Genomic DNA, 11,894 nt, shown 5'->3' on the forward strand with positions numbered 1-11,894 from the left:
ATATGGACGATATTTCACTCGATGCCACTGACCTGGCCCTGCTCGCCCAGCTGCAGCAGGACGCCTCCCTGACCAACCAGGCGCTGGCGGAACGGGTGCATGTGTCCCCCCCCACCTGCCTGCGGCGGGTCAAGCGACTGATGGAGGCCGGCTTCGTCGAGCGGCAGGTCGCCATCCTCGCCCGCGACCGGCTGGCCTCGCTGGCCGGCTACGGCCTGGATGCGATCGTGGAGATCACGCTGGACCGGCAGGACGACGCCGCCATGGAGGCTTTCGAAGCGAAGGTGGTGGTCGAGGCCGCAGTCCAGCAGTGCTACCGCGTCTCGCCGGGGCCGGACTTCATCCTGGTGGTGCAGGCGCCCGACATGCCCGGCTACCTGGCCCTGGCGCAGCGGCTGTTCACCGCCGACGCCAACGTGCGCAACGTGAAGGCCTTCTTCGCCGTCAAACGGGCCAAGTTCGACCCGCGGATTGCATTGCCTCGGCTCCCTCCGCCATGACGAATGACAGATGACAAATGACCATCGGCCGGCCGCGTGGGCCCTCCGCCACCGTCATCCGTCATTTCTTCTTCGGCCGCTGCCAGCCCGTGATGCTGGACTGCTTGCCGCGTGCCACCGACAGCACGCCGGGCGCGGTGTCCTTGGTGATGGTGGAGCCGCCACCCACCGTGCCGCCCCTGCCGATCGTCACCGGCGCCACCAGCACGCAGTTGCTGCCGATGTGCACGTCGTCCTCGATCACGGTGCGGTGCTTGTTGGCGCCGTCGTAGTTGGCGGTGATGGAGCCGGCCCCGTAGTTGACCCGCTCGCCCACGACGGCATCGCCCAGGTAGGCCAGGTGGTTGGCCTTGGCACCGCGCGCCAGCGTGGAGTTCTTCACCTCGACGAAGTTGCCGATGTGCACCTCGGGGCCCAGCTTCGCCCCCGGCCGCAGCCGGGCGAACGGGCCGACCAGGGCGCCTTCGCCGATGTGCACCTCGCCCTTCTCGCCGTCGATGTGGCAGAAGGGATGGATCACGGCGCCGGCGGCGATGGTGGCATTGGCGATCACGCAGTGCGCGCCGATGCGCGCGCCCTCGCCCAGCACCACCCGGCCCTCGAACACGCAGCCGACGTCGATCTCCACGTCGGCCCCGCATTCCAGCGTGCCGCGCACGTCCAGCCGCGCCGGGTCGGCCAGGCGAACGCCCTGCTCCATCAGCGCACGCGCCTGGCGCAGCTGGAACGCGCGCTCGAGTTCGGCCAGCTGCAGCGGGCTGTTCACGCCTTCGACCTGCACGCGGTCGTCGCAGTCGATCGCCACCACCTCGACGCCGTCGGCCACGGCATGCTTGACCACGTCGGTCAGGTAGTACTCGCCCTGGGCGTTGTCGTTGGTCAGGCGGGCCAGCCAGCGCTTGAGCAGTGCATTGGGCACGGCCATGAAGCCGGTGTAGACCTCGCGGATGGCACGCTGGCGCTCGTCGGCGTCCTTGTGCTCGACGATGGCGCGCACGCGCTCGCCTTCGCGCACGATGCGGCCATAGCCGCCGGGATCGGGCATGTCCACGCCCAGCAGCGCCAGCCGCGTGCCGCCGCAGGCGTCGACCAGGGGCTGCAGGGTTTCCGGCCGGATCAGGGGCACGTCGCCGTTGAGGATGAGCGCGATGCCGTCGTCCGCCAGGTGCGGCACGGCCTGCTGCACCGCATGGCCGGTGCCCAGTTGCGGTTCCTGGCGCACGAACACCGCCGCGGGTGCCGTCGGCCTCACTGCGTCCTCGACCTCCTGCGCGCCATGCCCGGTGACCAGGATGGTGCGGCGCGCGCCCAGGCGGGCGGCGCAGTCCACCACGTGGTCGACCAGCGCGCGGCCGGCCAAACGATGCAACACTTTGGGCCGGCGGCTCTTCATGCGCGTGCCCTTGCCGGCGGCCATGATGACCACGTCCACTGCTGTCATGTCTTTCATCTTGCTCCCGGCGCGCGCGGCGCCTCGAATCGCGCGAATTATCGGCTTGCTGAGTCTTGCGCTGGCGCTGGGCGGCTGCAGCGCGCTCAAGCTCGGCTACAACTCGCTGCCCGAAGTCGCGTTCTGGTGGCTGGGCCGCTACGTGGACCTGGAGGGCGAGCAGCGCCGGCTGGTGCGCGACGACCTGCACCGCCTGCTGGCCTGGCACCGCGGCGCCGAACTGCCACGCCTGGCCGCGCTGCTGCATCGCATCGAGCAGCAGGCGGCGGGCGACACGACCGCCGAGCGGGTCTGCGCCTTCGAGGGCGATCTGCGCGACCGCTACCTGGCGCTTCGTGAGCACGCCGAGCCGATGATCGCGGCGCATGCGACGACGCTGACGGTGGCGCAACTGCAGCAGCTGGAGCGCCGCTACCAGCGCAACCAGCGGGACTACGAGCGCGACTGGCTGCGGCTGTCGCGCGACGAGCAGGTCGACAAGCGCCTGAAGCAGTGGCGCGAGCGGGCCGAGCGGTTCTATGGGCATCTGGGCGAGGAGCAGGTCGCGGCGCTGCGCCGCCAGCTCGAAGCGTCGGACTTCAGCCCGGCCCTGTTCCACGCCGAGCGCCGGCGCCGCCGGCAGGACACGCTGGCCGGGCTGCGGGAACTGGCCTCGCAGCCCGCGCCGCCGGAGCAGGCGCGCGCCGCGGTGCACGGGCTGCTCGAGCGCTTCGGCCAGTCGCCCGACCCGGACTGGCGCCAGTGGCAGCAGGCCCAGGTGCAGGAAACCTGCCGCCTGGTCGCAGCCCTGCACAACGCCGCCACCCCCGAGCAGCGCGAGCGGGCCGCCCAGCGCCTGCGCGGCTGGCAGCGCGACCTGGCCGACCTGTCGGCGGATCGATGAGTTCGGTGGCCGGCGGCAGCCGCATGGGCGTGGTGTGGCGCTTCGCCGCCGCGACCACGCTGGTCATGCTGGCCTTCGCGATGAGCGCACCGGTGCTGGCCGTGAGCCTGCAGCAGGCCGGCGCCAGCCCTTCCGCGGTGGGGCTGTTCGCCATGGTTCCCTTCCTGATGATCGGCCTGCTGATCCCGCTGGTGCCGCGCGTGCTGGCACGCTGGGGCGTGGTCAGGACCTACCGGGCCGGCTGCGGCCTGGACCTGGCCGGCGTGGCCCTGTACGCACTCACGGACCACTGGTTGCCGTGGACCGTCGGCTCGGTGGTCAGTGGCATCGGCGCCGCCGCGCTGTGGAATGCCACCGAGGCGCTGCTGGCTCGCGAGGCACCGCCGCAGCAGCGCGGGCGCGTGATGGGGCTGTACCAGACCGCCCTGGGCGCCTCGCTGGCGATCGGCCCCTTCCTGCCCGGGCTGCTGGGCTGGGGCGCGAGGCCGGTGCTGTGGGCCGGGGCCGCGCTGGTGGCCCTGTGCTGCATCATCGCCGCGGCCATCCCGGCCCGCTCGACCCTGGAGCCGCCGCCGGGACAGGCGGGCACCTGGGAGGCCATGCGGAGCGTGCCGCTGCTGGTGCTGATCGCCTTCAGCGGCGGCGTGTTCGAAGCCGGGCTGGGCTCGATCGGCGCGGCCCATGCATCGGCCATGGGCCTGGGACTGAGCGCGGCCGCCACGGTGGCCGGTGCGATCGGCGTCGGCAGCTTCGCCTGCCAGTACCCGGCCGGCCTGGCGGCCGACCGCTTCGCCTTGCGCAGCGTGTTCACGGCCGCTGCCTTGCTGTTGCTCGGCTCCAGCATCGCGGCCGGCTTCATCGCGCAGGCACCGTGGCTGCTCTGGGGCGTGGGGGTGGTGTGGGGCGCGGTGGGCGGCGCACTGTACACGCTCACCATGGTGGAAGTCGCCCACGTGTTCGCGGGCCGGGCGACGGCGGGGGGCGCCGCCGCAATGATCACCGGCTACACCGCCGGCGGCACGGCCGGGCCGGTGGCCACCGGGGCCGCGCTGCAGTACGCGGGCGCGGCCGGCATGGCGACTGTGCTGGGCCTGCTGGCCGTTGCCACCCTGGTGGCAGCACGCAGCGTGCGGGATTGAAGCAAGGACCTCAGTGCTCGCCCTTGGAGTGCGAGCGCCCTTCCCGTTCCGCCTCCTTCATCTCGCGTGCTTCCTGCTCCGAGCGGGGGCGCGCCGCCTCGGCGTCGGCCTTCACGTCGTGCGACTTCAGGTACTGGTCGGTGCGCTGGTTGTAGTCGCGCGTGCCTTCGTAGCTGCCCTCGCCCATCTGCTGCCGGGGCCGGCCTCCGGAGGATGGCTGCGGGTCCTCCGGCTGGCCTTGCTGCTGCCGGGCCTGCTGGGGGTGTTGCCGGGGTTTCCTGCCTGGCTTCATGGGGTACTCCTTCGAAAGCCCCAGCCTAGGAAACCCGACGGCGATCCGCAGTCGGCGCGCTTCGCGTGATCTGTCGGTGCAAACCGACAGATCACGCATCAAGGTCGCGGCGGAGCAAGGCGCAGCGCGACCTCCCTTTGGAAGTGGAGCCGGCTTGGCCGGGCCACTCCCAACCGATCAGCCCGGTGAGGAATCGCAACGCGATTTCTCACTGAAGGAGGGCCCACATCTCCTTGTCCCGTTCGGCGGTCCAGATGCGCGGGTTCTTGATGCCGCGCGCCTCGTCGTAGGCGCGGCTCACGTCGAACGGCAGGCAGTGCTCGTAGATGAAGACGTGGCCGAACACCGGGTCCATGCTCTTGCGCGTGTGCGCCATGGCCGCCTTCAGGTCCATGTTGGCGGCAGCCGCTTCCTTGGCCGCCGCGAACAGCGTCTCGACCCAGCGCTTGGTGTAGTCCAGCGCCTTGTTCACCTGCGCGTTGCCCTTCATGGCTTCGCCGCGGCCGGGCACCAGCGCTTCGGCCTTCAGCGCACGCAGCGCCTCCAGCGTGGCCGGCCACTCCTCCAGGTGGGCGTCGCCGGTGTACACGCCGGCTTCGTACTCCACCAGGTCGCCGGAGAACAGCACCTTCTCCGAGTCGACCCAGGCAATGGTGTCGCCGCGGGTGTGGCCCGGGCCCGGGTGCCAGACCTGCACCTTCACGCCGCCGAGGTCCAGCGTCAGCTTGCCGGGCACCTCGCCCCGGGTGGGGTCGCCGCCGCCGATCACCATCGTCGGCCAGGTCAGGCCGGGCACGCTCTCGGCGTTGCGGAACAGGCGCGGGAAGCGCTCCATCTCCGACTGCATGTCTTCCTTGCCGCGCTCGACGATCAGCTCCCAGGTGCCCTGGCTGGCGATGATCTCGGTCGCGCCCTCGGCCGCATAGGCGCTGGCGCCCAGCACGCGCACCGCGTGGTAGTGCGTCAGCAGCACGTACTTGATCGGCTTGTCGCTGACGGTGCGGATGCGGGCGATCAGGTCCTGCGCCATGGCCGGGGTGGCGGTGGCGTCGCTGACCAGGATGAACTGGTCGCCGATGATCACGCCCGAGTTCGGGTCGCCTTCGGCCGTGTAGGCCCAGCAATGGGGGGACAGCTGCTCGAAGGTGATCTTCTTGTCGGCCAGGTCGGCCTGGCTGGCGAAGGCTTTGGACACGATGGGGACTCCTGCAATGCGGGGCGAAGCGGGTGATTTTACTTACCGTAATGCATTACGGAATGTTGAACGACCGGATGGCCTTCAGCCCCGCCGCAGGCCCTCCAGCGCCTGCTGCACGACGGCGTCCAGCGGCTGCGCCGCGTCGACGACCCGCACGCCGGGCTCGCCGGCGGGATCCTCCAGCGCCTCGAACTGGCTGGCGACCAGGCCTGCCGGGTAGAAGTGCCCGGTGCGCGCGGCCACGCGCTCCCGCGCCTGCGCGGGCGTGAGCGCCAGCTGCACGAATCGCAACCCCGGCGCGGCCGCGCGCAGCTGCTCGCGGTAACGGGCCTTCAACGCGGAGCAGGTGAGCACCACGCCCTCCGGACGGTTCGCCAGTTCCGCGGCCAGCGCCGCCAGCCAGCCGGCCCGGTCGGCATCGTCCAGCGGCACGCCGCGCCTCATCTTGTCGAGGCTGGACGGCGCATGGAAGGCATCGCCCTCGACCAGCGGCAGGCGCAGTGCCTCCGCCAGCCGCCGTCCGACCGCGCTCTTGCCGCAGCCGGCCACGCCCATGACAACGGCGCGCAGTCCGCGGCCAGGGTTGGGGTGCTGTCGGGAAGAATCGGTGGCCGCCATGGTTCACGCGGGCTGGCGGCCCATTGTTGCGGCTTCGCTGCCGCAGGGCTTCACATGGCGGTGCAGCGATCCGGCTGCGGGCGGGGCCGCAGGCCGCCCACCGCCAGGCCGGCGAGGGCGGACAGCAGCCGTCCACCCGAGCGGGCAGCCAGGCCCAGCCCCAGCTGCAGCTCGCCCCAGGACTGCGCCACCGCCTGCCGGCGAGGCGTGCGCGCGGCCTGGAACCGCGGGGCGAATTCCCAGCCGAAGAACGCCGGGGCGCCGCGCTCGCTGGACTCCAGCACCAGCCGCTGGCCCGCGCGCACCGGCAACTGCTCGCCGGCCCCCAGCACCCGGTCCCCCAGGTCGTTGAGCGGCCCGGCATGCGGCCCGTCGAAGGTCAGCCAGACCCGGCCGTGGGCGATACGCAGCACGCCGTCCTCGCGCGGCCGCAACGCGATGGCACGACCGGCCTCGAGCCGCCAGGTGCCCGGCAGCAGGGTGGCGGATTGTTGCGTTTGCGTCAGCGTGAGGGCGCTCATGGATCTCTCCTGGGGGGCGTTTCGGGTGAGTGATCATCGGGCGGGCGCGCTTGGCAGTCCAATGAAATGCAGCTAGGCTATTCATTCGCTTCCCGCATCAATCGCGCGCCTCCTTCCATGCTCCATTCCCAGACCCACCTGCGCAGCCGACCGATCGCGGCCGGCCACCTCCGCGCCTTCGAGGCGGTGGCCCGGCACCTGAACTTCCGGGCCGCGGCCGAGGAGATGGCCCTGACGCAGTCGGCCGTCAGCCGGCAGATCCAGTCGCTGGAGGAGGAGGTCGGCGTGCCGCTGTTCCTGCGCCACACCCGGGCGGTCGAACTCACCGGCGCCGGCGCCCAGCTGCTGTCGGCGGTGTCGCAGTCCCTGCCCCGCATCGACGCGGCCGTGCGCCAGATCCGGCAGAACGCCGGCCGCAGGAGCGTGACCATCACCACCTTCGCCTCGTTCGCCTCGATGTGGCTGATCCCGCGCCTGGAGCAGTTCCAGCGCGACAACCCGGACATGGACATCCGCATCGACGCGACCGACGCGTCGCTGGACCTGAACCTGGCCGACGTGGACCTGGCGCTGCGCTACGGCCCCGCGGCCAACATGCCGCCGCGCTCGATCCGGCTGTTCGGCGAACAGCTCACCCCGGTGGCCAGCCCCTGGCTGCTCAAGACCATGCCGGTCGACAAGCCGGCCGACCTGGCGCAGTTCGCCCTGATCGAAGCGGGCGACGCCCACCCGGGGCACATGGAATGGCTGACGTGGCGCCGCTGGTTCGACGCGCAGCAACTGCCCCGCTTCCAGCCCAAGCGCTGGCTGTACTTCAACTACGCCTACCAGATGGTGCAGGCCGCGCTCAGCGGCCAGGGCGTGGTGCTGGCGCGGCTGCCGATGGTGGCCGAGAGCCTGGCCAACGGCGACCTGATCGAGCCGCTGCCGCGGCTGCGCATCGACTCGCCGCTGTCCTACTGGCTGATCATGGGCGAGCGCAGCAGCCAGCGCCCGGAGGTGCGCGACTTCTGCGACTGGCTGCAGGCCCAGGCCCGGGCCACCCGCCAGACCATCGGCGAAGTGCCCGACCCGGACACGGTGGACAACATCGACTAGGCGCCTGGGCGGCAGGCGGAACGGGCCGGGGCGGGCAGGTAGCGGCTCGAAGGTGCGTCGGATCCAGCATTGCCGGCAGCCAGCCATTGACGGCCGACAAGGCCGGCGCAACAGCCCGCTCGACAATTGCCGGCCAGTGACGTCTCGTAGCACTCGCTTCCGCGCACCGCGCCTGGGTGCTTGCCTGGCCCTGCTGGCGCTGTTCGCCCAGCTCTGGATCGGGCAGATCAGCACCGGCCACCAGGCACGCCTGCTTGCCGTCGCCGCGGCATCGGACATCTGCTCGGTGTCCGACCCTGCGGGCAACGCCCCCGGCAGCGAAAGTGCCGGCGAAGCCGCACAGCCCGTCAACTGCCCGGTCTGCGTCGTCGCCGCGGCCGGCGTGGCCCCGGCCGCCGCCGCACCGGCGCCGCGGACGGCGCATGCGCTGGCGACCGTCCACGCATTCCGGCACCGCGAGGCGCCCCGCGCTCCCCGGCGAGCCGGGCTGCGGCCGCCGGCCCAGGCGCCACCGGCAGCCTGATTCCGCGCTTGTCTTTCCTTGCTTCAACCGACGCCCGCCGGCTGCGGTCGCCGCCGCATGGCTTCTCGCAGGCCAGAACCCCATTCACCCAGACAAATGACCTCCACATTCAAGCCCCGCGCCCCTTCGTGGCACAACATCGCGGTGCGCCGCACCCCGCTGTTCCTGGCCTTGCTGGCCGCCTTGCCGCCGGCCACCTACGCCCAACAACAGTCGCTGCGGCCCCTCACCATCACGGCGCCGCCCTTTCCGGCGCAGCCTCTGGGCAGCGTCGCCCTCGACCCCGACAGCCTGGACCGCGATCGCGCCTTCACCAGTGACAGCGCGGCCCTGCTGGGCAAGCTGCCGGGCGTCAGCTCGTACGGCGCCGGCGGCGTGTCCAGCCTGCCCAGCGTGCGCGGGCTGGCCGACGACCGCCTGCGCATCCAGGTCGACGGCATGGACCTGGTGTCCTCCTGCGGCAACCACATGAACCCGCCGTTGTCCTCTATCGATCCGACCCGCGTGGGCAGCGTGCGCGTGTTCGCCGGCATCACGCCGGTCAGCGTGGGCGGCGACAGCATCGGCGCCACCATCCAGGTGGATTCGCCGGAGCCGCAATTCGCCGCGCCCGGCCAGGCCAGCCCGGCGGGTGGCGAGCTCGGGGCCAGTTACCGCGGCAACGGCGATGGCCTGTCCGCGCACGCCTCGGCCAGCTATGCCAGCCAGCGACTGAGCCTGCGCTACGACGGCTCCGCGGCCCGGTCCGGCAACTACCGGGCGGGGCGCGACTTCAAGCCGGCCGGACCGTCCGCCAGCGACAGGCCTGACCGCCTGCTGGCGGGCGACGAGGTGGGCTCGTCCTCCTACCGCAGCCGCAACCACGCGCTGGCGCTGGCGACGCAGGGCGAGCGCCATCGGGTCGAACTCCGGCTCGGGCTGCAGGACATCCCCTACCAGGGCTTTGCGAACCAGCGCATGGACATGACGGGCAACGACAGCCGGCAGCTCAACCTGGGCTACCGCGGCCGCTACGACTGGGGCACGCTGCAGGCGCGCGCGTACCGCGAGGAGACGCGCCACGCGATGCAGTTCGGCGACGACAAGCAGTTCTGGTACGGTCCCGCGAACGACGTGCCCGGCATGCCGATGGACACCGAAGGCGTGACCACCGGCGTGCAGGTCAAGGCGGAGCTGCCCCTCTCCGTGCGCGACACGCTGCGCGTGGGTGCCGAGGCGCAACGCTACCGCCTGGACGACTGGTGGCTGCCCTCGGGCGGCGGCATGGCGCCCAACACGTTCTGGAGCATCCGCGATGGCCAGCGCGACCGGCTCGACGCGTTCGCGGAATGGGAAGCGCGCTGGAGTCCCCGATGGCTGTCGCAGTTCGGCGTGCGCAGCGCGAACGTGCGCACCGACAGCGGGCCGGTGCAGGGCTACAACGGCAACTATGCGGCGGAGGCCGCCGCCTTCAACGCGCGCGAGCGCAGGCGCTCGGACCCCAACATCGACGTCACCGCGCTGGCGCGCTACGTGCCCCATGCCTCGGCCACCTACGAGTTCGGCTTTGCGCACAAGACCCGCTCGCCCAACCTGTACGAGCGCTACACCTGGTCGACCGGCGGCATGGCCATGCGCATGGTCAACATGGCGGGCGACGGCAACGGCTATGTCGGCGACATGGACCTGCGCCCCGAGGTGGCCAACACGGTGAGCGCCACGGCGGACTGGCACGACCCGGGCGGCGATGCCTGGGGTGTTCGCGTGACGCCCTACCTGACCTACGTGGATGATTTCATCGACGCCGGGCGCTGCGCCGGCGTGGGCGGCATGACCGCCTGCACCGCAGCGAACCTGGCGGCGACGCAGGGCTTCGTCTACCTGCGCTTCGCCAACCAGGACGCGCGCCTGTACGGTGTCGACCTGTCGGGCTTCACCGAGCTGGCCCGCACGCAGGACTGGGGCGGCCTGGTGCTATCGGGCTCGGTTGGCTACGCACGGGGCAGGAACCGCACCACTGGCGACAACCTCTACAACATCATGCCGCTCAATGGGCGCGTGGCCCTGAACCATCGCCGGGGCGGCTGGAGCGGCACCGCCGAGCTCGAGCTGGTGTCGGGCAAGTCGCGGGTGTCGCGCGTGCGCAATGAAGTGCGCACCGGCGGCTACGCGCTGTTCAACCTGCGTGGCAGCTACGAGTGGCAGGACGTGCGCCTCGACGCAGGCATCGACAACGTGTTCGACCGCTTCCACATCCACCCGCTGGGCGGTGCGTACCTGGGCCAGGGGCGCACCATGGCCGCCACCGCCGTGCCGTGGGGAGTGCCGGTTCCCGGCAAGGGGCGCTCGCTCAACGTGGGCGTGACCGTCAAGTTCTGACGAGCGAGGGCCGGGCAGGCGGCCCGGCCCGGGACCTCCGCCCGGCGGCGCACCGGATCAGTCGGGCCGCACCATCGCCAGCGCCTCTTCCACGTACAGGTAGACCTCTTCCGGGATCGACGGATGGCGCTTGCGCTCCTTGGTGCGCCACTGGCCCAGGCGCACGATCACCAGCTCGCGCGAGGGCACCACGATCGCGTACTGGCCCAGGTGCCCCTGCATGAAATAGAAGGGCGGGTCGTGGCCGGGGTCCATCCAGAGCCCGTGCCCGTAGTGGGACACGTGGCCATTGGGGCTGGTCATGCGCTTGACGAAGCCCGCGGGCAGCACGGGCTGGCCGTTCCAGCGGCCGTCCTGCAGCAGCAGTTGCGCCAGCCGCGCCATGTTGCGCGCGGACGTGTGGATGCAGCAATAGGCCAGTTCCATGCCGCCGTCCGCGCGCGGGCGGTCCAGGCTCCAGCTCGCCTCGGCCAGCCCGAGCGGCTGCCACAGGCGCCGGGAGGCATACGCGGCCAGCGTCAGGCCCGGCTCGCGCGCCTGCAGCGCCCGCTGCAGCGCGATGCCCAGCAGCTGCGTGGTCGCGCTGCTGTACTCGTAGCCGCTGCCCGGGTCGCGCTCGAAACCATGGCGCAGCACCGTGCCCCGGGCATTGCCGCCGAAGTACAGCTCGGTGGTCGGGTTGAGCGGGAGGTAGTAGTTCTCGTCCCATTCGTGGCCGGCGGTCATGCCCGACAGCTGCGCCAGGGTGGCGCTGCGGCCCTGGGGATGGTTCGCATATTCGGTGACCCAGGTGGACAGCGGCGCATCGAAGGACGGCACGATGCCCTCGGCCACCGCGGCGCCGGTGAGCATCGTCATCACCGTCTTGGCCATGGAGAACACGTTGGTGCGGCTGTCCGGGCCGTAGGGCGGGAAATAGGTCTCGTGCACCGGCACGCCGCGGTGCAGCACCAGGAAGGCGGCGCTGCGGTGCCGGCGCAGGTAGTCGGCCATGCCGGCCGACAGCGGCCGCGAAGCGGCGGCCGGCCAGGGCTGCGGCGCGCCGCCGGCGATGGGCGCCTGCGCGAAATTGCGCGCGTCGTCGATGTGCGCCGTGTTGTGGCCCTGCAGGTAGGTGTAGCGCAGGGCATTCCAGATGTAGCCGTGGCCGGCCAGCTGCAGCCCTGCCGCGGCCAGCACCAGCAGGACCAGCAGCCCGAGCACGCCGCGCTTGACGTATTTCATGGCATCTCCCCCTTCATGTCCGTTCTTTATCGCACGACACACAAAGCCGCATGGCCCAGTCCAGTGCCACCGCGGAACCGGCTCTGCCGG

The 11,894-nt window shown here is 71.5% G+C and carries 12 protein-coding genes; 6 read left to right on the forward strand and 6 right to left on the reverse strand.

Translation table 11 applies throughout. The features are described 5' to 3' along the window. Positions 1-2 precede the first annotated feature (2 nt). Positions 3-500 (forward strand): Lrp/AsnC family transcriptional regulator, encoded by a 498-nt coding sequence (locus tag V6M57_RS06050; protein WP_332814090.1) that lies wholly within the window; start codon positions 3-5, stop codon positions 498-500. A 61-nt stretch (positions 501-561) separates the two neighbouring features. On the opposite strand, the gene glmU is transcribed toward V6M57_RS06050, so the two are convergent. Then, positions 562-1,941 (reverse strand): bifunctional UDP-N-acetylglucosamine diphosphorylase/glucosamine-1-phosphate N-acetyltransferase GlmU, encoded by a 1,380-nt coding sequence (gene glmU / locus V6M57_RS06055; protein ID WP_332814091.1) that lies wholly within the window; start codon positions 1,939-1,941, stop codon positions 562-564. Between the two features lie 55 nt (positions 1,942-1,996). On the opposite strand from glmU, the gene V6M57_RS06060 reads away from it, so the two are divergent. Next, the gene (locus tag V6M57_RS06060) at positions 1,997-2,833 is read left to right on the forward strand and encodes a DUF6279 family lipoprotein (protein ID WP_332814092.1); all 837 of its coding nucleotides are present in this window, start codon (positions 1,997-1,999) and stop codon (positions 2,831-2,833) included. Next, positions 2,830-3,972, forward strand: coding sequence for an MFS transporter (locus V6M57_RS06065; RefSeq protein WP_332814093.1), 1,143 nt, complete (start codon positions 2,830-2,832; stop codon positions 3,970-3,972). Before V6M57_RS06060 ends, V6M57_RS06065 begins: the two co-directional genes overlap by 4 nt. Positions 3,973-3,982: 10 nt before the next feature. On the opposite strand, the gene V6M57_RS06070 is transcribed toward V6M57_RS06065, so the two are convergent. The 4 genes from V6M57_RS06070 to V6M57_RS06085 form a co-directional block, all read right to left on the reverse strand. Next, positions 3,983-4,264 (reverse strand): hypothetical protein, encoded by a 282-nt coding sequence (locus V6M57_RS06070; protein WP_332814094.1) that lies wholly within the window; start codon positions 4,262-4,264, stop codon positions 3,983-3,985. Between the two features lie 208 nt (positions 4,265-4,472). After that, positions 4,473-5,459 carry an MBL fold metallo-hydrolase gene (locus V6M57_RS06075; protein WP_332814095.1) on the reverse strand — a complete coding sequence of 329 codons (987 nt, stop codon included), beginning with the start codon at positions 5,457-5,459 and terminating at the stop codon, positions 4,473-4,475. 84 nt (positions 5,460-5,543) lie between these two features. After that, positions 5,544-6,080: a gluconokinase gene (locus V6M57_RS06080; protein WP_332814096.1), complete on the reverse strand. Its 537-nt coding sequence runs from the start codon at positions 6,078-6,080 to the stop codon at positions 5,544-5,546. Between the two features lie 50 nt (positions 6,081-6,130). Next, the gene (locus V6M57_RS06085) at positions 6,131-6,601 is read right to left on the reverse strand and encodes a DUF2917 domain-containing protein (RefSeq protein ID WP_332814097.1); all 471 of its coding nucleotides are present in this window, start codon (positions 6,599-6,601) and stop codon (positions 6,131-6,133) included. Between the two features lie 117 nt (positions 6,602-6,718). Here V6M57_RS06085 and V6M57_RS06090 point away from each other — a divergent pair, with 117 nt between their 5' ends. The 3 genes from V6M57_RS06090 to V6M57_RS06100 all read left to right on the forward strand — a co-directional run bounded on the left by V6M57_RS06090 (position 6,719) and on the right by V6M57_RS06100 (position 10,580). Beyond that, complete coding sequence (locus tag V6M57_RS06090) at positions 6,719-7,699, forward strand: LysR substrate-binding domain-containing protein (protein ID WP_332814098.1); 981 nt, start codon at positions 6,719-6,721, stop codon at positions 7,697-7,699. 136 nt (positions 7,700-7,835) lie between these two features. Further along, positions 7,836-8,222 carry a DUF2946 family protein gene (locus V6M57_RS06095; protein WP_332814099.1) on the forward strand — a complete coding sequence of 129 codons (387 nt, stop codon included), beginning with the start codon at positions 7,836-7,838 and terminating at the stop codon, positions 8,220-8,222. Between the two features lie 96 nt (positions 8,223-8,318). Further along, positions 8,319-10,580 carry a TonB-dependent receptor gene (locus V6M57_RS06100; protein WP_332814100.1) on the forward strand — a complete coding sequence of 754 codons (2,262 nt, stop codon included), beginning with the start codon at positions 8,319-8,321 and terminating at the stop codon, positions 10,578-10,580. Positions 10,581-10,637: 57 nt separating this feature from the next. Here the strand turns inward: V6M57_RS06100 and V6M57_RS06105 are convergent, their stop codons facing one another. Further along, positions 10,638-11,804: a serine hydrolase domain-containing protein gene (locus tag V6M57_RS06105; RefSeq protein ID WP_332814101.1), complete on the reverse strand. Its 1,167-nt coding sequence runs from the start codon at positions 11,802-11,804 to the stop codon at positions 10,638-10,640. Between the last annotated feature and the right edge of the window lie 90 nt (positions 11,805-11,894).

The sequence above is a fragment of the Ramlibacter sp. genome, assembly GCF_036676645.1.
GTDB lineage: Bacteria > Pseudomonadota > Gammaproteobacteria > Burkholderiales > Burkholderiaceae_C > Ramlibacter.